General features: G+C 71.8%; 24 protein-coding genes. 14 read left to right on the top strand and 10 right to left on the bottom strand.

What is annotated here, in order from left to right; all coding sequences use genetic code 11:
* Positions 1-53: 53 nt before the first annotated feature.
* Together HDC93_RS16395 and HDC93_RS16390 are read right to left on the bottom strand one after the other, a co-directional pair.
* Positions 54-719 carry an HAD family hydrolase gene (locus HDC93_RS16395; RefSeq protein WP_185011453.1) on the bottom strand — a complete coding sequence of 222 codons (666 nt, stop codon included), beginning with the start codon at positions 717-719 and terminating at the stop codon, positions 54-56.
* A gap of 39 nt (positions 720-758) precedes the next feature.
* Complete coding sequence (locus HDC93_RS16390; RefSeq protein ID WP_185011451.1) at positions 759-1,799, bottom strand: PHP domain-containing protein; 1,041 nt, start codon at positions 1,797-1,799, stop codon at positions 759-761.
* 122 nt (positions 1,800-1,921) lie between these two features.
* Here HDC93_RS16390 and HDC93_RS16385 point away from each other — a divergent pair, with 122 nt between their 5' ends.
* Positions 1,922-2,731 carry an SDR family oxidoreductase gene (locus HDC93_RS16385; RefSeq protein WP_185011449.1) on the top strand — a complete coding sequence of 270 codons (810 nt, stop codon included), beginning with the start codon at positions 1,922-1,924 and terminating at the stop codon, positions 2,729-2,731.
* 66 nt (positions 2,732-2,797) lie between these two features.
* Complete coding sequence (locus HDC93_RS16380; protein ID WP_185011447.1) at positions 2,798-3,034, top strand: hypothetical protein; 237 nt, start codon at positions 2,798-2,800, stop codon at positions 3,032-3,034.
* A gap of 13 nt (positions 3,035-3,047) precedes the next feature.
* Here HDC93_RS16380 and HDC93_RS16375 read toward each other — a convergent pair whose 3' ends face one another.
* Positions 3,048-3,611, bottom strand: coding sequence for a VanZ family protein (locus tag HDC93_RS16375; RefSeq protein ID WP_185011445.1), 564 nt, complete (start codon positions 3,609-3,611; stop codon positions 3,048-3,050).
* Between the two features lie 428 nt (positions 3,612-4,039).
* On the opposite strand from HDC93_RS16375, the gene HDC93_RS16370 reads away from it, so the two are divergent.
* Positions 4,040-4,195 (top strand): hypothetical protein, encoded by a 156-nt coding sequence (locus HDC93_RS16370; RefSeq protein ID WP_398770088.1) that lies wholly within the window; start codon positions 4,040-4,042, stop codon positions 4,193-4,195.
* On the opposite strand, the gene HDC93_RS16365 is transcribed toward HDC93_RS16370, so the two are convergent.
* The 3 genes from HDC93_RS16365 to HDC93_RS16355 form a co-directional block, all read right to left on the bottom strand.
* Positions 4,196-4,858 carry a DUF4230 domain-containing protein gene (locus HDC93_RS16365; RefSeq protein ID WP_185011443.1) on the bottom strand — a complete coding sequence of 221 codons (663 nt, stop codon included), beginning with the start codon at positions 4,856-4,858 and terminating at the stop codon, positions 4,196-4,198. It abuts the gene before it with no gap.
* A gap of 105 nt (positions 4,859-4,963) precedes the next feature.
* Positions 4,964-5,341: an anti-sigma factor antagonist gene (locus HDC93_RS16360; protein WP_185011441.1), complete on the bottom strand. Its 378-nt coding sequence runs from the start codon at positions 5,339-5,341 to the stop codon at positions 4,964-4,966.
* Between the two features lie 205 nt (positions 5,342-5,546).
* Positions 5,547-5,984 (bottom strand): MarR family winged helix-turn-helix transcriptional regulator, encoded by a 438-nt coding sequence (locus HDC93_RS16355; RefSeq protein WP_031110653.1) that lies wholly within the window; start codon positions 5,982-5,984, stop codon positions 5,547-5,549.
* 103 nt (positions 5,985-6,087) lie between these two features.
* Between HDC93_RS16355 and HDC93_RS16350 the strand changes: the two genes are divergently transcribed.
* Together HDC93_RS16350 and HDC93_RS16345 are read left to right on the top strand one after the other, a co-directional pair.
* A complete protein-coding gene (locus HDC93_RS16350) occupies positions 6,088-7,542 on the top strand; it encodes an aldehyde dehydrogenase (protein WP_185011439.1) in 1,455 nt (484 codons plus the stop codon).
* A gap of 23 nt (positions 7,543-7,565) precedes the next feature.
* Complete coding sequence (locus tag HDC93_RS16345) at positions 7,566-8,672, top strand: NAD(P)-dependent alcohol dehydrogenase (RefSeq protein WP_185011437.1); 1,107 nt, start codon at positions 7,566-7,568, stop codon at positions 8,670-8,672.
* Between the two features lie 22 nt (positions 8,673-8,694).
* Here the strand turns inward: HDC93_RS16345 and HDC93_RS16340 are convergent, their stop codons facing one another.
* Entirely contained in the window at positions 8,695-9,645 is a 951-nt protein-coding gene (locus HDC93_RS16340; RefSeq protein WP_185011435.1) for an NADP-dependent oxidoreductase, read from the bottom strand.
* Positions 9,646-9,716: 71 nt separating this feature from the next.
* Here HDC93_RS16340 and HDC93_RS16335 point away from each other — a divergent pair, with 71 nt between their 5' ends.
* The 6 genes from HDC93_RS16335 to HDC93_RS16310 all read left to right on the top strand — a co-directional run bounded on the left by HDC93_RS16335 (position 9,717) and on the right by HDC93_RS16310 (position 15,283).
* A complete protein-coding gene (locus HDC93_RS16335; RefSeq protein ID WP_185011433.1) occupies positions 9,717-10,661 on the top strand; it encodes a GlxA family transcriptional regulator in 945 nt (314 codons plus the stop codon).
* 287 nt (positions 10,662-10,948) lie between these two features.
* Positions 10,949-12,676: an ATP-binding protein gene (locus tag HDC93_RS16330; RefSeq protein WP_185011431.1), complete on the top strand. Its 1,728-nt coding sequence runs from the start codon at positions 10,949-10,951 to the stop codon at positions 12,674-12,676.
* Positions 12,677-12,680: 4 nt separating this feature from the next.
* Positions 12,681-13,091: a roadblock/LC7 domain-containing protein gene (locus HDC93_RS16325; RefSeq protein WP_003994857.1), complete on the top strand. Its 411-nt coding sequence runs from the start codon at positions 12,681-12,683 to the stop codon at positions 13,089-13,091.
* Positions 13,088-13,459 carry a DUF742 domain-containing protein gene (locus HDC93_RS16320; protein WP_185011429.1) on the top strand — a complete coding sequence of 124 codons (372 nt, stop codon included), beginning with the start codon at positions 13,088-13,090 and terminating at the stop codon, positions 13,457-13,459. The genes HDC93_RS16325 and HDC93_RS16320 overlap by 4 nt, the downstream gene beginning before the upstream one ends.
* On the top strand, positions 13,440-14,042 hold the full coding sequence (locus HDC93_RS16315; RefSeq protein ID WP_185011427.1) for an ATP/GTP-binding protein: 603 nt from the start codon (positions 13,440-13,442) through the stop codon (positions 14,040-14,042). Before HDC93_RS16320 ends, HDC93_RS16315 begins: the two co-directional genes overlap by 20 nt.
* A complete protein-coding gene (locus tag HDC93_RS16310) occupies positions 14,039-15,283 on the top strand; it encodes a cytochrome P450 (RefSeq protein WP_185011424.1) in 1,245 nt (414 codons plus the stop codon). Before HDC93_RS16315 ends, HDC93_RS16310 begins: the two co-directional genes overlap by 4 nt.
* Positions 15,284-15,330: 47 nt before the next feature.
* Here HDC93_RS16310 and HDC93_RS16305 read toward each other — a convergent pair whose 3' ends face one another.
* Positions 15,331-17,061, bottom strand: coding sequence for a hypothetical protein (locus tag HDC93_RS16305; protein WP_311774566.1), 1,731 nt, complete (start codon positions 17,059-17,061; stop codon positions 15,331-15,333).
* 332 nt (positions 17,062-17,393) lie between these two features.
* Between HDC93_RS16305 and HDC93_RS16300 the strand changes: the two genes are divergently transcribed.
* On the top strand, positions 17,394-17,843 hold the full coding sequence (locus HDC93_RS16300; protein WP_185011422.1) for a pyridoxamine 5'-phosphate oxidase family protein: 450 nt from the start codon (positions 17,394-17,396) through the stop codon (positions 17,841-17,843).
* Between the two features lie 79 nt (positions 17,844-17,922).
* A complete protein-coding gene (locus HDC93_RS16295; RefSeq protein ID WP_185011421.1) occupies positions 17,923-18,315 on the top strand; it encodes a VOC family protein in 393 nt (130 codons plus the stop codon).
* Positions 18,316-18,458: 143 nt separating this feature from the next.
* On the opposite strand, the gene HDC93_RS16290 is transcribed toward HDC93_RS16295, so the two are convergent.
* Positions 18,459-18,755 carry a DUF4235 domain-containing protein gene (locus HDC93_RS16290; RefSeq protein WP_185011419.1) on the bottom strand — a complete coding sequence of 99 codons (297 nt, stop codon included), beginning with the start codon at positions 18,753-18,755 and terminating at the stop codon, positions 18,459-18,461.
* Between the two features lie 27 nt (positions 18,756-18,782).
* Entirely contained in the window at positions 18,783-19,808 is a 1,026-nt protein-coding gene (locus HDC93_RS16285) for a glutathione S-transferase family protein (protein WP_185011417.1), read from the bottom strand.
* 139 nt (positions 19,809-19,947) lie between these two features.
* On the opposite strand from HDC93_RS16285, the gene HDC93_RS16280 reads away from it, so the two are divergent.
* Positions 19,948-20,868: a cation diffusion facilitator family transporter gene (locus tag HDC93_RS16280; protein WP_185011697.1), complete on the top strand. Its 921-nt coding sequence runs from the start codon at positions 19,948-19,950 to the stop codon at positions 20,866-20,868.
* Positions 20,869-20,890: the final 22 nt, after the last annotated feature.

Here is a 20,890-nt window from a genome sequence, read left to right as displayed (position 1 = left end):
CGTCACACGCGTCATGTGCTGCGTATCCGCCTGACCGGCGCTTTCACGTTCCCTCATGCAAGCAGGCCGCCGTCGAGGGCCGACAGCAGGTGCGCGGGGTCGGCGTAGATCGCGTCCGCGCCGGCCTCCTCCAGATCGGCGCGCGGGATGCCACCGCACAGGACGCCCAGGCAGCGCACCCCGGCCCTGCTGCCCGCGCGCATGTCCCACACGGTGTCCCCGACGAACACCGCCCGCGCCGCCGGCACCCCGGCCAGCTCCAGGGCGTGCTCCACCGGCTCGGGGGCCGGCTTGCCCTCGTCGACGTCGTCGGCGCTCGCCGTGGCGCTGATGGCCTCGTCCGCGTCGATGGCCCGGCGCAGCGCGCCGAGCTCCGCGCCGCCCGCGGAGGTGGCCAGCACCACCGTCCAGCCGTCCCGGTGCAGCCGCCGCAGCAGGTCCCCGGCCCCCGGCAGCGCGGGCAGCCGGTCGAAGTACTGCCCGTACAAAGCCTTGTGCCCGGCTTGGATGTCGGCGTCCTGGTCCGTGTCCCGGTCCTCGCCCAGCAGATGGGCGACCAGGTCGGTCGACGGCAGGCCCACGGCCCGGTGAACGGCGTGCATCGGCACGTCGTGACCCGCCTGCCGGAAGGCCTCCCACCAGGCCACGACATGCAGATGATTGGTGTCGACCAGCGTGCCGTCGACGTCGAACACGGCAGCCTGTCCCGCGCTTCCCATAGGTGCAGTCCTTTCCTCCACGGCAGCGCGGGTACCACGTCAGCCGCCCGCCACGCCGGACGGCACCCGCCGCTCCCGGGTCCAGGCCAAGAGCTCGTCGAGGGACCACGTGGTCACCACCCGCTCCGGCGGCACCCCGCACTCCTCCGCCCGCGCGCAGCCGTTGATCTGCCAGTCCAGCTGCCCGGGCGCGTGTGCGTCGGTGTCGACGGAGAACAGCACCCCCGCGTCCACGGCCCGGCGCAGCAGCCGCCGCGGCGGGTCCAGCCGCTCCGGCCTGCTGTTGATCTCCAGGGCCGTGCCCGTCTCGGCGAGGGCGGCGAACACCTCGTCCGCGTCGAACTCCGACTCCGGCCGCCCCCGCCCGGTCACCAGCCGCCCCGTGCAGTGCCCGAGCACGTCCGAATGCGGATCACGTACGGCGGCCACCATCCGCCGGGTCATCGACCGGGCGTCCATGCGCAGCTTGGAGTGCACCGACACCACCACCACGTCGAGCCGGTCCAGCAACTTGGGCTCCTGGTCGAGGGTGCCGTCCTCGAGGATGTCGCACTCGATGCCGGTCAGCAGCCGGAACGGCGCCCAGGTCTCGTTCAGCTCCGCCACCACGTCCAGCTGCTCCCGCAGCCGTCCGGGCGACAGCCCGCGGGCCACCGTCAGCCGCGGCGAGTGGTCGGTCAGCGCCGCCCACTCGTGGCCCAGCTCCGCGGCGGCCCGGCCCATCTCCTCGATCGGGCTGCCCCCGTCCGACCAGTCGGAGTGCAGATGACAGTCCCCGCGCAGCAGCGCCCGCAGCTGCTCGCCGCCCCGCACGGCAGGCTGCTCGTGCGCCTCGCCCTCCAGCTTCGACAGATAGCCGGGCACCTGGCCGGCCAGCGCCTCCCGCACCACCTGCGCCGTCTTCGGGCCGACCCCCTTGAGCTTCTCCAGCGACCCGTCCGCCGCCCGTCGGCGCACCTCGTCGCCGCCCAGGTCCTTCAGCACGCGCGCCGCCGTACGGAAGGCGCGCACGCGGTAGGTCGGTGCCAGGGACCGCTCCAGCAGGAAGGCGATCCGGTCCAGTGCCTCGACGGGGTCCATCGCCACCTCCCCCTCAAGGGTTCCCCAGCGCCCGGGAGGCCGCACGACGGGCGCGCGGTTTGCCCGGTATCCCCCCGGGTGCTGCGATGCCTCGTCCCGGCCCCGTCGACGAGGAGCTCGTCATGTCCGCCCCCAGCGCGTCACCCAGCAAGGTCGCCGTGATCACCGGCGCCGACTCCGGCATCGGCCGCGCCACCGCCGTACGCCTGGCGCAGGCGGGCATGGACGTCGGCATCACCTGTCACAGCGACCGCAAGGGCGCGGAGGAGACGGCCGACGAAGTGCGCTCGCACGGACAGCGGGCCGAGGTCGCCCGGATGGACCTCACCCGGCTGCCCGGCGCCGCCGACACCGTCGACGACCTGTGCGAACGGCTCGGCCGTATCGACGTGCTGGTCAACAACGCGGGGACCGGCACCATGACGCCCTTCCTCGACCTGGAGCTGTCCGATGTGCGCGAGGTCCTCGACGTCGATCTCGTGGGGCCGTTCCTGTGCGGGCAGAAGGCGGCCCGGCACATGATCGGGCGCGGCGAGGGCGGCCGGATCATCAACGTCACGTCCGTCCACGAGCACGAGCCGCGGGTGGGCGCCGCGCCCTACTGTGCCGCCAAGGGCGGGCTCGGGCAGCTCACCCAGGTCATGGCGCTCGAACTGGCCGAGCAGCGCATCACCGTCAACGCCGTCGCCGAGGGGGAGATCTCCACGCCCATGACCGGACAGGAGGACACCGACCCGCACACCGAGAGCCGCCCGGGCACCCCGCTCGGCCGGCCCGGCGACGCCCGCGAGGTCGCCGCCGTCATCGCCTTCCTCGCCGGCCCGGACGCCTCGTACGTCACCGGCGCGTCCTGGAGCGTCGACGGCGGCATGCTCCGGATGGGCCCGCAGGCCGGTTCACATCTGACCGGTCACGACTGGCGCCGCCCCTGAGCGGCGGGTCGGCCCGGCGGGCGTCCTGGACCCGCGCCGCCGCCGGTTGCGTTCTACGCTCGATGCATGACCGAAAGTGCGAGCCCGTACATATCCCACCCGCGGATCCTGGTGCTCGGGGTACAGCCGGCCACACCGCCGTTCCGGATCGTGCAGATCGACGGCCAGGTGGTCGGGGAGGCCCGGGCCGTCACCGACGTGCTGGCGGCCGCGGCCGCGTTCGGGATCACCGTGCACGACATGGACGACCCGGACGTGGTCCGCTGGGTGGGCGGCGACAAGTTCACCTGGACCGTGCACTAGGATCTGCCGGTCCCTAGGCCTTGCCCGCCGACGGCTTCTTCTCCGCCGACGGCTTCCCCGCCGCCCCGCCCGAGCGCGGCTTGCGCGCGTGCACGGCCCTGCTGAGGCGACGCCCCAGGAGCAGGTAGCCGATGAGCGCGCCCGTCGTGTTGAGGATGACGTCGTCGATATCGAAGGCGCGGCCGGTGACCAGGGCGCCCTGCGCGAACTCCACCAGGAGCATCACGATCGCGGTCAGGAGCAGCACGCGCAGGATGCCGCGGGTGCGGGGAGCGACCACGGGCACGAGGACGCCGAAGGGAATGCCCAGCAGGATGTTGCCGCCGATCTGCTTGAAGGCGTCCCGCAGTTCGGGCTGGTCGAGGTAGGCCTTCAGGGAACTGCCCGGCTGGAGATTGCTGTGGGTCAGCGCCTGAGAGGCGGGCGAGGGTTGCAGGGTCAGCCGGGCCAGCACCACGGCGAAGGCCACCATGAACGTGAACGCGCACAGCATCGCCAGCAGCCGGACGGGCAACGGGAGCGGGCGTCGCTCGCTCCCGGACCCGGTGGTCCGGGGACGTGAGGCTGCACTGGCCATGGGGAGTCCTCCAGTCTTCAACGTCCCTGCGTGACAGGGCGGTTACCCCCAGGCAGGCCGACGATGCCGTGGGGGGTGATTCCCGGCCACGGTCCCCGGCGGCGTCGCCGGGGACCGTGCCCACCCTCGGTTTGCCCGCGAATCGCGGGGGCACTCCCGGCGGGGAGCCGCCGCGTCCCGCCGCGTCCCGCGGCCGGGGGGTCACCTGGGAGGGGGCCTACCTCGGGGCCGCGGTCGTGCCGGCGCTGTGCGCGGTCACGGAACCGGCCGGGAGACGACGAAACTCCTTGTGATCGGCGCCCTGTTGATCGGCGGCAACCTCGTCGCCTCGCGCGCCCTGGCCGGCGGGCCGCGAGCAGCCGGCACGGACCCCGCTCGGCGTCCTGCTCGGCCTCGCCTCGGGCGCGCCGGCGCTCGCCCTTACGGCCGTGGCGGTCACCCGGCCCCGGCTGCTGGCCGCCCCGGGCCGGGCCCTGCCGCTACGGCGCCTGCCCTCCGGGCACGTCGGGGACTACGTCGCCCGGCTCCTGGTCGGCACCTCGCTGCTGGGGGCGTCGGCCCTGCCCGGGGTCCTCGGGAACTGATCAGTTCCCGTACGAGACACGCACCTCCTTGAAGCCGAGGGAGCGCAGCAGACCCTCGAGCATGCCGGTGGTGTTCGACTCGGCGCGCGCGGTCAGCTCGCTCTCCTGCGCCGCGTCGCCGATGTGCCGCACCGCGAGCTTCTGCACGGCCTGCTCACCGTTGGGATTGTCCGAGAAGAGGTCGCCGAGGCGGTCGAAGAGACCGCGCTGCTTGGAGACCGCGTAGGAGCGGTCGGGGTCGAGGGCGGGCTTGCCCAGCTGGGCGTGGGGCAGCCGGAGCGTGGCGGACGTGCGGTCGCCGTTGACCTTCACGTCGTTCTCGCCGACCTTGCCCAGGTCGACGTAGGCGTCGACGGTGCCGGCACCGACGTACAGGGTGCGGGTGCCGCGGATCGCGTCGGGCAGGAGCTTGGCGTCCTTCTCCAGGTCCACGACGACCTGGAAGTTGCCGGAGGCGGCGTCGTAGCGGCTGATGTCCTGGATGGACGTCAGCAGCGCGGGACCGGACCGGTCGTGCGTCTCGGTGCCGAACAGGTCCTTCAGGCCCGGGAGTACGCTCAGCCTGAGCCCGGCGAAGAACACGACCAGCACCAGCACGAGCGCGGCCACCACCTTCGCCCAGCCGGGCATGCGCCTGGGGAGGCGCTTGACGGGAGTCGTCATACGACGGCCCTCCTTCCTACGGTCCGGATGCCCGCCAGACGCCCTGCCAGACCGCCGAGTCGAGGACGGGACGACTTCGGGGGAAGCACGCGGGGCGCACAGCCGTCAGGGGCGGGACGTCGCCTCGGGCTGCGCCAGGGCGGCGTCCAGCGTCGGCTGCGGAGGCAGCAGCCGGGACAGGCCGGTGATCCGCAGGACGCGCAGCGTCAGCGGGTGCGCACAGACGAGGAGCACATGGCCCCGCCGGTCGAGCACCCGGCTGCGGGCCCGGTACAGCAGCCGCAGGCCGGAGCAGTCGAAGAAGTCGATCCCGCTGAGGTCGATCACGATCCGGGCGGCGGGGCGGCCGGTCTCGCGGTCCAGGTGCGGGGCGATCTCCGAGGCCGCGGCGAGGTCGATCTCGCCGCGGAACTCCAGCACCGTGTGTCCCCGTTCCTGGCGGACGCGCAGATGCCGGGTGAGCGGTGCAGGTTCCTGCCGCACGACGAGATCGCCTCCAGCCTGCTCCGTGCGTGGGGAGGGGCGACGGCCTCAACACCGGTCCCCGCTGTGCAAGTTACCCTCCAACGAGTGAATTTGAGCATGTTCGATTGACATATGTCTTTGAATTCCGGCCGAGTTGGCCAAGGTTCACGCCGGGGCGTACGCGGGCGACATTCCGGGGGCGCGTCGCGCAGCCCCGGCCGGATCACGACAGGGCGTGCCAGGCCTTGGTGAGCGCCTGGCGGAACTGCTCGGTCTGGTGCGCGGTGAGGTCGCGCACCATCCGCTCCTCCAGCTCCCGGACGGGCCCGGCGTGCCGGGCCAGCAGCTCGCGGCCGGAGTCGGTGAGCAGGATCAGCAGCTCCCGGCGGTTGCGGGGGTTGCGCTCCCGGCGTACGAGTCCGCGGCCCTCCAGAGAGCGGACCAGGTCCGCGATGGACTGGGCGGTGACGAAGGAGTCGCGCGCCAGCTGTGCCGCGGACAGTCCGTCGTGCCGTTCCAGCACGGTCAGCGCCGTGTACTGAAGCGCGGTGATTCCCGAGGGTCTGACCAGCTCGTCCAGGTGGGAGCGCACCACGAGCTCCACCTGCTTGACCATGTAGAGCAGGGACGGGGGCGCCTTGGTCACCTGTGTGTCGAGCATGGAGGCAGGCTAGACCATTGACAGGATTCCTGTCCGTAAAGAGACTGCGCACAGACAGGAAACCTGTTTGTTGAAATCTTGGTGACTACGCTGAGGAGTGGCGATGACCACCTTCGAGAGCACACCCGGGCAGCTGTTCATCGGGGGCCGATGGCGCGAGGCCGCCGACGGGGCACGCACCGAGGTGATCGACCCCTCCCGGGGCAGGGCCGTCGCCACCGTCGCCGAGGCGGGCCCCGCCGACGTCGACGCGGCCGTACACGCCGCCCGCGAGGCCTTCTACGACGGAGCGTGGTCCGGTCTGAGCGGCCGTGAGCGCGGCCGGGTGCTCCAGCGCGTCGCCCAGCTCATCCGGGAGAACGCCGACGAGCTCGCCGCGCTGGAGAGCCTCGACGTCGGCAAGCCGATCACGCTGTGCGGCGCGGTCGACGTCACCAACGCGGCCAACGACTACGAGTACTACGCCCATCTCGCCCAGAGCCAGGACGGCGCCCTGCGCGACCTCCCCTTGAACGCCCTCGCCTACACCAAGCGCGAGCCCCTGGGCGTGGTCGCCGCGATCACCCCGTTCAACTTCCCGCTGATCCTGGCCGGTTCGAAGCTCGCCCCGGCTCTGGCGGCCGGCAACACGGTCGTCCACAAGCCGGCCGACGAGACGCCGCTCAGCGCCCTGTACATGGCCCGGCTGCTCCAGGAGGCCGGCGTCCCCGACGGCGTGGTCAACGTCGTGACCGGTACCGGCCCGGTGGCGGGGGAGGCGCTGCTGCGGCACCAGGGTGTCGACAAGGTCGCCTTCACCGGCTCCACCGCGATCGGCCGGCACGTGGCGAGCGTCGCCGGAGGGGCGCTGAAGCCCGTCACCATGGAACTCGGCGGGAACGCCGCCCACATCGTCTTCGAGGACGCCGATCTGGAGAAGGCGGTCGGCGCGGTCATCAAGGGATTCGTCTTCAACACCGGCCAGTTCTGCATGGGCGGGCCGCGCCTGCTGGTGGCCCGCCCGGTGTACCCGACCCTGCTCGGCATCCTCGCCGAGGCCGTGCCCGGCGTACCCATCGGCGACCCCCGCGACCCGGCCACGGTCATCGGCCCGATGGCCGCCGAGAAGCACCTGAAGAAGGTGGAGGAGTACGTCGCCCTGGCCCGCATGGAGGGCGCCCGCATCGTCTGCGGCGGCGAGCGGCTCGACCTCGACGGCGGCTACTACTACCGGCCCACCGTCATCGCCGACCTGGCGAACGACTCCCGGGTGATCCAGGAGGAGATCTTCGGGCCGGTCCTCACCGTGCAGCCCTTCGACGACGAGGACGAGGCCGTCGCCCTCGCCAACTCCACGCCGTACGGCCTGGCCTCGGGGATCCAGACCAGCCACCTCGCCCGCGCCCACCGGGTCGCCGACCGGCTCCAGGCCGGCATCGTCTGGATCAACGACTGGGCGATGCTCGACCCCGCGGTGCCCTTCGGCGGGGTGAAGGACTCCGGCCACGGCCGCGAGTACGGGCCCGAGGCCCTCGCCGGTTACACCAAGGTCAAGTCCGTCGTCGTCTCGCTCGACTGAGACACCGTCAAGGAGTCATCGCGATGCCCACCACCACCCGTGCCGCGGTCGTCGAGTCCGGCGGCGCGCCCTTCACCCTCTGCGACGTCGTCCTCGACGCGCCCGGCCCGCACGAGGCGCTGGTCCGCATGGTCGCCACCGGCCTGTGCCACACCGACCTGGGGGTGGCGAGCGGCGGACTGCCCTTCCCGCTGCCCGGGGTCCTGGGCCACGAGGGCGCGGGCGTCGTCGAGGCCGTCGGCCCCGCCGTCACCGGCGTCGCGCCGGGCGACCACGTCCTGCTCTCCTTCACCTCCTGCGGAGACTGCCGCAACTGCCGCGGCGGTCATCCCGCGTACTGCGCGACCTGGCTGCCGCTGAACCTGCTCGGCGGCGGCCGGGCCGACGGGTCGCACACCATCAGCCGGGGCGGCGAGGCCCTGGGCGGCCACTTCTTCGGCCAGTCCTCCTTCGCGGAGCTGGCGCTGGCCGACGAGCGCAGCCTGGTCAAGGTCGACCCGGATGTGCCGCTGGAGTCGATCGCCCCGCTGGGCTGCGGCGTGCAGACCGGTGTGGGTGCCGTCTGGAACGTGCTGAAGCCGGACACGGGCAGCACGGTCGTCGTCCTGGGCGCCGGAGCGGTCGGTCTGTCGGCTGTGATGGCGGCGGCGCTCACCCCGGCGACGCGGATCGTCGCCGTCGACCGGGTCACCGGACGCCTCTGTCTGGCGACGGAACTGGGCGCCACGCACACCGTCGACACGAGCCGGGAGGACCTGGCCGAGGCCCTCACCGGCATCACGGGCGGCCAGGGCGCGGACGGTGTCGTGGAGACCACGGGCCACGTCGGGGTCCTGCGCCGGGGCGTCGACGCGCTCGCCGCACGCGGCACCCTGGTCGTCGTCGGCGCCCCGCCCTTCGGCACCGAGGTCGCCCTGGACGTCAACGGCCTCCTCGGCGGCAAGCGGATCGTCGGCCTCACCCTCGGCGACAGCGAGACCCGGACCATGATCCCGGCCCTGGTCCACCTGGTGAAGGACGGCCGGCTCCCCCTGCACCGCCTGATCGGCACCTACCCCTTCGAGGACATCGACCGGGCGGTCCAGGACATGCGGTCCGGCAAGACGATCAAGCCGGTCCTGACGTTCTGAAACCGCCCGCCGCGGTGCCGGCTCAGTCGTTCAGCAGCACCAGCTTCCCCGTCGTGCGGCCGGTGTCGCCGAGGGTGTGTGCCTCGGCGGCCTCGGCCAGGGGGAAGGTGCCGGCGATCGTGGCGCGCAGCTTGCCCGTCTCGATCAGGTCCGCGATCACCTCCATGCCGCTGCGGTCGGCGTCCACCAGCATCCGCAGGGCACGTACGCCGAGCCGTGCGGCCTCCTCGTAGAGGTCGTCCGAGCCGACGGGGAGGATCGACACCAGGACACCGCCGGGGCGCAGCACGCGCAGTGAGTGCAGGGAGTTGTCGCCGCCGATCGTGTCCAGCACGACGTCGACGTCCTTCACGGCCTCGGTGACGTCCGTCTCGCGGTAGTCGATCGTCTCGTCGACGCCGATCGAGCGCAGGAACTCGTGCTTGCCCGCGCTCGCCGTGCCGATCACGTACGCGCCGCGTGCCTTGGCGATCTGCACCGCCACGTGCCCGACCCCGCCGGCCGCGGCGTGGATCAGCACCCGTTGGCCGGGCCGGAGGTCCGCGTGCTCGGTCAGCGCCTGCCAGGCGGTGAGCGAGACCAGCGGCAGCGCGCCCGCCTGGGTGTGGTCGACCCCGGCCGGCTTCCGGGTCAGGGCGCGGACGGGGGCGATGACGTACTCGGCGTGCGAGCCGTGCCCGTACGGGTAGGGCAGCATGCCGAAGACCTCGTCACCGGGTGCGAAGGCCACGACACCGATGCCGACCGCCTCCACCACCCCGGAGACGTCCCAGCCCAGGACGAAGGGCGGCTCGCCCAGGAACCCGCCGGTCGCGCGGTGCTTCCAGTCGGTCGGGTTGACCCCGGCGGCCCGCACCCGGACCAGTACCTCGTTCGGCCTGGGTACCGGGCGTTCGACCTGTACTTCCTTCAGGACCTCGGGGCCGCCGAGGACGTCCTGGCTCATGGCTCGCATCGTGTGCTGTGTGCTCATGGTCAACCAGCCTGCCGGTCCGCACGCACCCCGCCAATGGCAAGATTGCCAACCTTCGATAGAATCGTGCCATGCGACGTGAACGAGTGGTGGTCCTGGCCCTGGACGGGGTGTACCCCTTCGAGCTGGGCATCCCCAGCCGGATCCTCGGCGCGGCCGACGGCCGCTACGAGGTCCTCACCTGCTCGGTCGACGGCCGTCCGGTGCGCACCGACGCGGACTTCGGCGTCACCGTGGAGCACGGCCCCGAAGCCCTGGCCACGGCCGACACGGTGGTGATCGCACCCGTGGCGCCCGCCCACCTGGCCGACGAGGTGTCCGACGACATCCTGGCCGCGCTCGCGCTCATCCGCCCCGGCACCCGCATCGTCTCGATCTGCACCGGCGCCTTCGTCCTCGCCGCCGCCGGCCTCCTCGACGGGCGCCGGGCGACCACTCACTGGCAGGTCGCCGACCGGTTCCGGCGCATGTTCCCGCGCGTCGATCTCGACCCGGACGTGCTGTTCGTCGACGACCATCCGTTCCTCACCTCCGCCGGGGCCGCCTCCGGCGTGGACATCTGCCTGCACCTCGTCCGCAAGGACCATGGCAGCCGGCTGGCCAACAGCGTCGCCCGCCGCTGCGTCGTCCCGCCCTTCCGGGACGGCGGCCAGGCCCAGTACATCGAGCAGCCCGTCCCCGAGCAGGGCGCCGCGAGCACCGCCGCAACCCGCGCCTGGGCCCTGGAGCGCCTCGACGAACCGCTCACCCTCGCCGACCTCTCCGGCCACGCCCGGATGAGTCAGCGCACCTTCGCCCGCCGCTTCCACGACGAGGTGGGGCTCAGCCCCGGCCGCTGGCTGATCCAGCAGCGCGTGGTCCGGGCCCGGCATCTGCTCGAATCCAGTGATCTGACGGTGGACCAGATCGCCGGCCGGGTCGGCTTCGCGACCGGCGCGTCCCTGCGTCAGCACCTGAACGCGGCGATCGGGGTTTCCCCGCAGGCCTACCGCCGCACGTTCCAGACCGCCCGCTGACCTCCGCGACCTCGCCGCACGGCACGCTACGCGGGGCGCCGTGCGGCCTGACGCACCGCCAATTCCACTGACAGCAAAGCCATTTGTCGACCAGTTGCCCTCTTTCGGAGAGTGACGGAGCCCTCACGTCCGGCAGGTGGCCGCAGTTGATCCTTTCGGGTCCGAACCCGATAAGGTTCCGATCGGCGCTGCGAGTTGACGCGATCGCGTCCGGTCGACTCGCGGTGCGTACTCATGAGTGCGGTCCACACCCCCCCTGTTCGTTCGTGTTGCTTCGAAGGATGCAGATGGAACTCGCCACTCCGCCACCGGCGGCGCGGGCCCCTGTCGCCTGGTACAGCTGGTGGTTGATGCCGCTGGGCTTGGGAGGCGGGACCGTTGCCGCCACGTTCATGAGCTCGGAGCGAATAACCGTGGCCGTCGCCGGTGTCGCGGCGACGGCTGCCGGCGCCGTGTGCGTACGCCTGCTGCTGCGCACCCGGGCCCAACTGCACCGTGTGGAAGGCTCCTTCCGCACCACGCAGGCCGAGCACAACCAGCAGTGGCAGCAGCATGTGGCGGGACTTGAACGCAAGTTCGCCGCCGATCGTGCCGGCCTGGAATCCCAGCTCAACGAGCAGAACGCGACGTACGAGCGGCGCCTGGCCGACCAGAGCGCCACGTACGAGTCGCAGCTCGCCGACCGGTCCCGGGCCTACGAGGAACGGCTGACCGAGCAGGCCTCGTCGTACGAGGCCCAGCTCGCCGACCAGGCCGCGGTCTGGCAGGAGCAGCTCTCCCACCAGCTCGCCGCGGTCGCCCGGCTCGCCGACGAGCAGCTGCCCGAAGCGATGGAGAAGCTGCGCTCCGGCGACGCCATCGACGACCTGCTGCCCACGGTCAACCAGTGCGCCAAGGTCAGCCCGGAACTCCAGGCCGAACTGCGCAAGCTGCTGCGCACCTCACTCATCGGTCTCGAGGCGGAGTTCGACCGCTCCACCTCCGCCGAGCAGGCCGTGATCAGCATCGGCAACCGCATCCACGTGCTGACCAGCAAGCTCCGCGGCCGGCTGCACGAGATGCAGGGCGAGCACGGCCGGCTGCCGGCCGTCGCCCGGGGCCTGATGGAGCTCGACCAGGAGCTCGGCCCCGCCGACTCGCTCGCCGCGAGCATCGGTGTGCTCGGCGGCTCCGACCGGCCCGGCCGGCAGTGGCAGGAACCGCAGCGGCTGCTCAGCGTGGTGCGCGGCGGCATCGGCCGGATCAAGGACTTCCACCGGATCCAGGTGCGCCACCTGCCCGAACTCGGCGTCGACGGAGGCCTCGTCGACCACCTCACGCTGATCCTGGCCCACCTCCTGGACAACGCGGCCCGCTACTCGCCGCCCACCGAGCCGGTGCTCATCTCCGGCAAGGAGGTCCCCAACGGCGTCGGCATCGAGATCCAGGACTCCGGCAAGGGCCTGAGCGAGGAGAAGAAGCGCGAGGCCGAGTACGCCCTCGCGGGCACCGCACCCGGCGCGGGCCTCGGCGGCATCACCGAGGACGCCAACATCGGTCTGCGCGTCGTCGGCGCCCTCGCCCGCCGCTACGGCATCCGCGTGACCTTCGCGGACTCGCCGTGGCTCGGAACCTCCGTGGTGGTCGTGGTGCCGCACAAGTACTTCAGCCCGCTGCCGACGGCCGCGACCGTACCGGCCGCGCCGGCCCCGCAGGTCCGCACCGCCGCGGCCGCCCCGGCCCGCGAGGCGGTCGCGGAACCCGAACCACGGGCCGCGCCGGCCGAGACCGGGGAGACCACGCCCGGCGGACTGCCCCGGCGCCGCAGCAAGCGCAACGAGACGGAGGCGCCCAGGCCGGCCGAACGGACCGACCGGGGCACGGTGGCCGCCGTCCCGCCGGACGCGTCCTTCTCGGGTCTCGCCGCCTTCGCCACCGCCGGACGCGACGCGGCGGAGGCATCCGAGGCTGCCGGCGAACGCGACACCCTCGCCGGCCGCGAGTACACCGAGCACCGCACCGAAGAGAGCGACTAGTCCCATGACGCAACAAGGAACAGATGTGAGCTGGGCGCTCCGCGATCTCGTCGAGAGCATCCAGGAGATCCGCTTCGCCCTCGTGGCCTCCAGCGACGGCAAGGCCATCACGTCCTACGGCGCCGAAGACCCCGACGACGTCGACCGCTTCGCCGCCGTGGTGGCCGGTCTGCAGGCCCTGGCCCAGCCGGTCGCCGAGCAGTTCCCCAAGTACGCCGGGCAGTTGCGCCTCGCGATGATCGAGGTGGACGGCGGGCACCTCTTCGTCGTGCGCGCGGGTGTGGAGACGTACCTCGGCGTCCTCGCCAGGGAAGGCCTCGACCAGGGTCTGCTCGGCCACCAGATGAGAGATCTGGCCCGCAGGATGGGTGAGCTCCTCGGCACCACTCCGCGCCTGGAGGAGCACTCTGGATGAGTGCTCCCCGCAGGCCGTCGGACCCGTCCGGTCTCGAGCGCTACTACGTCCTCACCGGCGGGCGCAGCGGACCGGGCGGTTCGGCGTCGAGCCTCGACGTGGCGACCCTCGTCGTCTCCCGCGCCACCCCGTTAACGGGCATGCAGCACGAGCACGAGGAGATCCTCCGGCGCTGCCGCGACCCGCTCTCGGTCGCCGAGCTCGGCGCTCACCTCGGGCTCCCCTTCAACATTCTCGCGGTGCTGCTGTCGGACCTGCTGGACGCAGGTCGCGTCGAAGCCCGTAACCCCATCCCGGCGCACGACGCCGGCCGCGGGCCCGACCTCGCGCTCCTTGAGGAGGTACTCAGTGGACTTGAAAGGCTTTGACCAACCCGGAGGCTCGGGCGGGGACACCCGCTCGGTGAAGGTGATGATCGCCGGCGGGTTCGGCACCGGGAAGACCACCATGGTCCGGTCGGTCAGCGACATCAAGCCGCTCACCACCGAGGAGACCCTCACCCAGGCCAGTGCCGACATCGACCATCTCATCGGCGTCGCCGACAAGACGCAGACCACCGTCAGCCTCGACTTCGGCAAGATCGGCATCAACGAGAGTCTGGTGCTGTACCTGTTCGGCACGCCCGGGCAGGAGCGGTTCTGGTTCCTGTGGAACGGGCTGTTCAAGGGTGCCCTCGGCGCGATCGTCCTGGTGGACACCCGCCGCCTGGAGTCCAGTTTCCGGGCGATCGAGGAGATGGAGCGCCAGGAGGTCCCCTTCGTCGTCGCGCTGAACGTCTTCCCCGACTCCCGGAACTACCCGGCCGAGGAGATCCGGGACGCCCTGGACATCCCCGCGCACACCCCGGTCGTGGCCTTCGACGCACGCGACCGGGCCTCCAGCCGGGACGTACTCGTCGCCCTGATCCACCATCTGAAGGAACGCTCGGCCGTGGCCCTGGAGCCCCGATGAACGACTCGACCGACCACTCCCTCCAGGGCCCCGGCTGCCCCGTGGCCCACCACGGCAGCGACCTCACCCGGCTGTACGGGCCGGAGGCCGCGACCGACCCCGGGGGCATCTACGAGCGGCTGCGCAAGGAACACGGCTCGGTCGCACCGGTGCTGCTGGAAGGCGACATCCCCGCCTGGCTGGTACTGGGCTACCGGGACAGCCGGCGAGTGCTCGAGAATCCCCTCCAGTTCGCCCGGGACGCGCGGACATGGCGTGACCTGCGGGAGGGCCGGATCGCGGACGACTCTCCGCTCGTTCCGATGCTGGCCTGGCGTCCCGACTGCGTGTCCCAGGACGGCGAGGCTCACCGCCGGCTGCGCCGAGCCGTCAACGACGCCCTGCAGTCCGCCGCCGGCCGCGGTGTCCGCCGCCACGCCATGCGCTTCGCCAACAAGCAGATCGACACGTTCGCGGGCTCCGGCCGCGCCGATCTGGTGGCGGACTACGCCGACTGCCTGCCGATGATCGTGGTCGCGCGCGTTCTGGGGCTCGCCGAGGCCGAGGGACGCCGCCTGGTCGAGTCCTGCGCCCAGGTGATGAGGGGCGGCGAGAACGCCGTCCTGCACGACGGCGTGATCAAAGAGATCCTCGGTGAACTCGCCGAACGCAGGCGGTCGGAACCCGGCTCCGACCTTGCCACCGGCCTGCTGGAGCATCACGCGGGGCTCGACCACGACGAGGTCGTCTCCCACCTGCGCGCGGTGCTGATCGCCGCGCATGTGACGACCAACCTGCTGGCCCGGGTGCTGGCGCTGGTCCTGACCGACGACTCCCGGCTCTCCGGCCTGATCAGCGGTCAGCTGAACATCTCGGCGGTGGTGGAGGAGGCCATGTGGAACTCGCCGCCGCTGGCCGTCCTGCCGGGGCGCTTCGCCGTCGGCGACGTGGAACTGGGCGGGCACCGCGTCAAGGAGGGCGACCTGCTCGTCATCGGTCTCGCCCCGGGCAACCTCGACCCCGAGATCCGGCCGGAGTTGGGTGTCTCGGTGCACGGCAACCAGGCGCACCTGGCGTTCGGCGCGGGCCCGCACGAGTGCCCGGGGCAGAGCATCGGGATGGCCGTCATCGAGATCGCGGTGGACGTCCTGCTGCACCGTCTGCCTGGCCTACGCCTGGCCGTGCCGTCGGGGGAGCTCACCTCGACCGCGTCCACATGGATGTCGCTGCTGGACAGCCTGCCGGTCGAGTTCGACGTATAGGCCCGGAACGCCGCTGCCCGGCCGGCTCTGCCGGCCGGGCAGCGGCGTCAGCCGTCGAGCCAGTCGCCTGCGAGGTCCGAGGGCCGGTATCCCGTGGCGCTCCAGAGGAAATGCGGGTGGGCGCAGCCGAACATGTAGGCGAGCAGTGCGATGTCCTCCCTCCCGGTGCGAGGGTCTTGCAGGGTGTGGAAGAACTCGGCTCCGACTGCGCCGGAGTCCTGTTGGATCTCACGCGCGCGGGCCGTGGACGGTGCGGCGCCGGCCGCCTCCACGGCGGAGATGTACGTGCGGCGCAGGACCTCCCAGGTGCTGTCGATGCTGCCGTGCCAGGGACCGTGCAGTGCCTCGAAGGCATGGAGCTCGGCGTCGAAAAGGGGCCATGTCGTGGGGTACTGGGCCCGGCAGCGGGCGGACAGCTCGGCGGCGTGGGTGCCCAGAGCCGGTGCGGTGGGCCGCGGGGCGATGGTGAGGGTGATGCCGTGGGTGAGGACACCGGTGCACGCGTCGGGCTGAAGGTCGCACAACGGGCACCCCTCGGCCGGGGGGAGGCCCTGGGTGATGCCGTCGAACCACAGGGCGTGGCGGCCCGTGAGCCCCAGCCAGACGATGGTGCTGGGCATCAGCCAGGTGTTCCACATCGGCGAATGCGCCTCGGGCATGCAGCCGTGCTTGATGAGGGCGATGGCGGCGGCGGCGTAGAGGACCTTGGCGTGGGCGGGCATGTCGGTGAGCCAGAAATTGCTGATCTCGCCGGTGAGGGCGTCGGCTCGTACGTCGACCATGTCGTCGACGACGCGGCACAGCAGCAGGGAGGCGAGGTGTTCTTCCTGCCAGAGCTCTGTGTCGGGCGAGACGTGCCAGAACAGGCAGTCCATCATCTGCAGGACGGAGTAGGCGCTCTGGCCGAGCGGGTTGGTCTGGGGGAGTACGACGCTGCCCATGTGGTGCTGCTGGAGCCAGTACTCGTCCGCCGATCGCTTGTGGGCCGCGTAGAGGCCGCAGACCAGGGCACGTGCGGTGTTGGTGCTGAAGTTCTCGGCCAGGCGGGCTGCAATGAGCTGGGTGAGGTGCGTGGTGTCTATGGTGTCGATCACGCGCTTGTACTCGTGGAAGAGCAGGATGTCGTCCTCGAAGCGGTGGCGGTAGCCGAGGTCTCGCTCGAAGTCGTTCAACACCCGGGCCAAGACCCATCCACCGGTCAGGACGCTGTCGAGTTCCCTGGCGTAGGGCCAGGTCTTGACTGTGAGGGGACGACCGGCGCTCTGCCGCCAATCGTAGTCAGCCGGCGTGCGCTCGGGGGGCGTGGGCAGCCGACCGCACAACGAGCAGTCGCACACGGCGGTCTGCTCCTCCTCGCGCGGCACGGCGAGTGCTCGGCTCCTCCATGCCCCTTCCAGCATCGCGCAGGTCAGTCGACAGAGCTCGATATCGGTGCTGACCTGGGGAAAGGCTGCCGCGATCACGCGCAGGCCGGCGTCGAGCCGCTGCAACCTGGCGGAGCCCTCTTCGTCGGGCGGGAGGAATGCGCGCGGCGCCAGACGGAGGGCTCCCTCGACATGCAACGTGGTCCTGGAGTGCGGGGATCGGAGTGTGTCCAGCCGCTGCTGAGCGGCGTTCTCGGAAGCGCGGAACTCGTCCGTGCACCGTCTTGTGTGGTGTGCGAAGAGGCGGGCCAGGGCGTTCCCCGCCTCCGCGGACTGGAGCTGGGCGCCCGGATGGGCCGGGAGGAAGGTGTCGGTGGAAAACTCCGGACCACCGCCTACGACTCGAGGTTTCACACGGGTCTCCCTTCAAGCTGTGGTCACGGCAGCACGAATGGCCCCGCCTCGGCGGGTGGACGGTCAGGGTGAGCGCCCATCCGCTCGAACCGGGGTTCGTGGCACGAAAGTTGAAGCGGAACCAATCTGCCCAACGCGTAATTGATCTACGCGTGACCGGACCGTGATGTCCGTTACTGCTCAAGGCGCCTGAGCTGCGTATACTCCCTCGTCCCTCACTCGGCGTGTCGCGTCCGCCGGGCCTCTGCGGTTGCCCGGCGCACACTGGACTCGGTCTGTCCGGCGACTTCTCAGACTTCTCAGGAGGCACACCGACGACGACGTCCGCACCCGTGCGCAGCGCCGGGCAGCGCAAGAAGGACTCCCTGCACCGCCTGGAGCACGACGTGGACGCCTGGGTCGCCACGGCCGACGGCGGGTCGGGGACGCGCTGCCGCGTCCCGCTGTCCTTCCTGCGGAACGGCTCGTACCTGCTGTTCGCCACGCCCGCGTCCAGCCCCACCGGACGGAACCCGGCCGCCTCCGGCCGGGCCCGGGCGGGCATCGGGCCGACCCGCGACGTCGTCCTCGTCGAGGGCACCGCCGAGACGGTCCAGCCCGGCGAGCTGACCGAGCAGGACGCCGAACTCTTCGCCGCCAAGACCGGGTTCGGCCCCCGCCGGCTCGCCACGCCGTACCTCTACTTCCGTGTCGTGCCGCGGCGGATCCAGGCCCGGCGGGAGGCCGACGAGCTCGACGGGCGCGAACTCATGCGCGACGGACGATGGTTGAAGACCGACTGAATCCGCCGCTCCGGGATATCCGCAAGGTACGGGTCCGCGGGGCACGACCGCCCCGCGACCGGAATCCTGCGGAGGAGACATGGCACTGGTGAAAGCGGGGGTCCTCGTGCTCGACTGCGCCGAGCCCGAGAAGCTCGCCGCGTTCTACAAGGAACTGCTGGAGGGGGAGGAGTCGGACGCCACCGCCAACCGGGTGGAGATCAAGAGCCCCGACGGCTTCCGGATCGCACTGCGCCGGGACGTCAACGCGACCCCGCCCAGCTGGCCGCGCCCCGAGAACTCCCTCCAGGCCCACCTGGAGTTCGTGGTCGACGACCTCGACGCGGTCGAACGCCGCGTCATCGGCCTCGGCGGCCGCCCCCTGGAGGCCAAGGAGCCCTCGGGCCCCCTGGAGGAACGCGGCTACGCCGACCCGGCAGGCCACTCCTTCACCCTGCGCCGCACCGCCCCGACGGCACCCAAGCAGGGCTGAACCCGGCGTGCGCCCGGCGCCGGCAGGCCCTGGCCGTCGCCCTGCGCCCCCGAGTCGCGCCCACCACGCAGACGATCCAGAACAACGGCCGAGCGCACAGCACGGCCCCGCCCGGTACGGTGCCGGGCGGGGCCGCGTCGGCGTCAGTCCCGGCCGCCCTTCTCGCCGGCCGGCCAGGTTCCGGTCGAACGCTCGATCGCCTTGGCGCCCGCACGGTCCACGGCGCTGCGCACCACCGCGAAGATGGCGCCCTGGATCGCCGCGGCCAGCAGCACTTCACCCCAGCCGCGGTCCTTGTCCAGCGCGTCGGGCGCGTCCTGCTCGTGCCGGATCGCCATCCACGTCTTGCGGAAGGCGAGCCCGGCCAGCCAGCCGCCCGACCAGCCGAGCACGAACCCGAGGGGCTGGTACGCGAGAGACATCTTCTTCTTCTTTGCCACGGGGGACTCCTTGGTAGCTGAAGGGGGTCAGGGGGTGTGGGCCGCCGGGATCCGTTCCTCGGCGCGGACCGGCCCGGGCGGTGTACCGTCACCGAACGGACGGCCGGGCAGCTCCTCGCGGTGGTGCGGGGTCAGCCAGCCGGACAGGTCCGGGCCGAGCGGCACGATGCGGGTCGGATTGATGCCCGTGTGCACCTGGTGGTAGTGGCGCTTGATGTGGTCGAAGTCGACGGTGTCGCCGAACCCGGGCGTCTGGTAGAGGTCACGGACGTACGCCCACAGCACCTGGTTCTCCGTCAGCTTCCAGCGGTTGCACTTGAAGTGGCCGTGGTAGACCGCGTCGAAGCGCACCAGCGTGGTGAACAGGCGGATGTCCGCCTCGGTGATCGTGTCGCCGACGAGGTACCGCTGCCGCTCCAGCCGGTCCGCGAGCAGCTCCAGCCGGCGGAACACCCCGGCGCAGGCGGCCTCGTACTCCTCCTGCCCGGTGGCGAACCCCGCCTTGTAGACGCCGTTGTTGACGTCCGCGTAGACGCCCGCCATCACCTCGTCGATCTCGTCGCGCAGCTTGTCCGGGTACAGGTCGGGCGCGCCGTCCCGGTGCAGGGCCGTCCACTCGGTCGCGAGGTCGAGTGTGAGCTGCTGGTAGTCGTTGGTCACCAGCCGGCCGCTGGGCGCGTCCACGATCGCGGGCACACTGACCCCGCCGGGGTAGTCGCTCTCGCGCCGGTCGTAGGCCTCGGCGAGGAAGCGGATGCCGAGGACCGGGTCGCGGCCGTTCTCGTCGAGTGTGAAGCGCCAGCTGCGGTCGTCCTGGATCGGGTCGGCGACGGCCAGGGACAGGGAGTCCTCCAGGCCGAGCAGCCGCCGGGAGACCAGCGACCGGCTCGCCCACGGGCAGGCGCGGCTGACGACCAGACGGTAGCGGCCGGCCTCGACCGGCCAGCCGTCCCGGCCGTCCGCGGTGATGCGGTCCGCGAAATGCGCCTTGGACCGTTTGAACGTCCTCCTTCCGTAGCCGGTGTTGCCGTCGTCGCCGTCGTCGCGGCTCATGGGGGTGACCTCCTTGCCGTACGTGGACCCTGGTGAACGCGTTCCCCGTTTTCCGCCGACGGCACGGTGTGAGCACCGCCGACCGGGGCAATCGGCGTGGGTGACTGATGAAGGAAGTGATCGCAGGACACGCGTCACCGTGCTGGTGGCGCTCGCGGCCAATCTGGTGATCGCGGTGGCCAAAGCCATCGGCGGCCTGGCGGCGGGGTCGCCCGCCCTGCTGTCCGAGGCGGCCCACTCGGTGGCCGACAGCCTGAACGAGGTGTTCCTGCTCGCGGCACTGCGCCGCAGCCGCCGCCCCGCCGACCGGCGTCATCCTTTCGGCTACGGCAAGGAGCGGTTCTTCTGGTCGCTCCTCGCGGCCGTCGGGATCTTCGTCATGGGCGGCTGTTTCTCCTTCTTCCAGGGCTTCGAGGCCCTGGCGAGCGGTGCGGAGGAGGAACTCGGCGGCTATGTGGCCGGCCTGATCGTGCTCGGGATCGCCCTCCTCGCGGAGGGCGGTTCGCTGCTGCGGGCGCTCCACCAGGTGCGCAAGCAGGGCGGCGCCGGTGCCGGGATGCGCGACCCGGCCCTGCGTACGGTCGTCGCCGAGGACGGCACCGCCGTGCTCGGCGTCACCCTGGCCATCGTGGGCATGGCGCTGCACATGGTCACCGGCCAGGTGGTGTGGGAGGCGTCCGCCTCACTCGCGATCGGCGCGCTCCTGGTCTACGTGGCCTTCCGGCTGGGCCGCGACGCCCGCGACCAGCTGATCGGCGAGGCGGCCGACCCGGAGTCGAGCGGGCGGATCGAGTCACTGCTGCGGGCCCAGCCGGAGATCGACAGTGTGGAGGCGCTGTTCACGATGAAGACCGGGCTGGACACGGCCCTCGTGGCGGCCCGTGTCGACCTCGTGCCCGGCCTGGACAGCGAGCGCGTCGAGGAGGTCGCCGTCCGGATCAAGCGATCCATCGCGCGGACGGTGCCCGAGGCGGACCAGATATTCCTCGACGTGACGGACCGGCTCGCCCGCGAGGCAGCGGAAAGCCCCGCCGCGACGGGGGAACGCGGCGGGGCCTGAACCTCGCGTGCCCCCTCGGTAC

Source organism: Streptomyces sp. AK010 (genome assembly GCF_014207295.1).
In the GTDB taxonomy this organism is placed as follows: Bacteria; Actinomycetota; Actinomycetes; order Streptomycetales; family Streptomycetaceae; genus Streptomyces; species Streptomyces massasporeus.
Note: the sequence above shows the minus strand (reverse complement) of the source record. Positions and strands in the feature narration are given on the sequence as shown.

Coding starts and splice junctions, on each gene's coding strand:
- HDC93_RS16355 (WP_031110653.1), bottom strand. CDS start 5,984: ATGCTCGACACACAGGTGACCAAGGCGCCCCCGTCCCTGCTCTACATG.
- HDC93_RS16295 (WP_185011421.1), top strand. CDS start 17,923: ATGGCACTGGTGAAAGCGGGGGTCCTCGTGCTCGACTGCGCCGAGCCC.
- HDC93_RS16325 (WP_003994857.1), top strand. CDS start 12,681: ATGACGCAACAAGGAACAGATGTGAGCTGGGCGCTCCGCGATCTCGTC.
- HDC93_RS16385 (WP_185011449.1), top strand. CDS start 1,922: ATGTCCGCCCCCAGCGCGTCACCCAGCAAGGTCGCCGTGATCACCGGC.
- HDC93_RS16310 (WP_185011424.1), top strand. CDS start 14,039: ATGAACGACTCGACCGACCACTCCCTCCAGGGCCCCGGCTGCCCCGTG.
- HDC93_RS16365 (WP_185011443.1), bottom strand. CDS start 4,858: ATGACGACTCCCGTCAAGCGCCTCCCCAGGCGCATGCCCGGCTGGGCG.
- HDC93_RS16350 (WP_185011439.1), top strand. CDS start 6,088: ATGACCACCTTCGAGAGCACACCCGGGCAGCTGTTCATCGGGGGCCGA.
- HDC93_RS16390 (WP_185011451.1), bottom strand. CDS start 1,799: ATGGACCCCGTCGAGGCACTGGACCGGATCGCCTTCCTGCTGGAGCGG.
- HDC93_RS16335 (WP_185011433.1), top strand. CDS start 9,717: ATGCGACGTGAACGAGTGGTGGTCCTGGCCCTGGACGGGGTGTACCCC.
- HDC93_RS16345 (WP_185011437.1), top strand. CDS start 7,566: ATGCCCACCACCACCCGTGCCGCGGTCGTCGAGTCCGGCGGCGCGCCC.
- HDC93_RS16395 (WP_185011453.1), bottom strand. CDS start 719: ATGGGAAGCGCGGGACAGGCTGCCGTGTTCGACGTCGACGGCACGCTG.
- HDC93_RS16330 (WP_185011431.1), top strand. CDS start 10,949: ATGGAACTCGCCACTCCGCCACCGGCGGCGCGGGCCCCTGTCGCCTGG.
- HDC93_RS16380 (WP_185011447.1), top strand. CDS start 2,798: ATGACCGAAAGTGCGAGCCCGTACATATCCCACCCGCGGATCCTGGTG.
- HDC93_RS16285 (WP_185011417.1), bottom strand. CDS start 19,808: ATGAGCCGCGACGACGGCGACGACGGCAACACCGGCTACGGAAGGAGG.
- HDC93_RS16320 (WP_185011429.1), top strand. CDS start 13,088: ATGAGTGCTCCCCGCAGGCCGTCGGACCCGTCCGGTCTCGAGCGCTAC.
- HDC93_RS16375 (WP_185011445.1), bottom strand. CDS start 3,611: ATGGCCAGTGCAGCCTCACGTCCCCGGACCACCGGGTCCGGGAGCGAG.
- HDC93_RS16340 (WP_185011435.1), bottom strand. CDS start 9,645: ATGAGCACACAGCACACGATGCGAGCCATGAGCCAGGACGTCCTCGGC.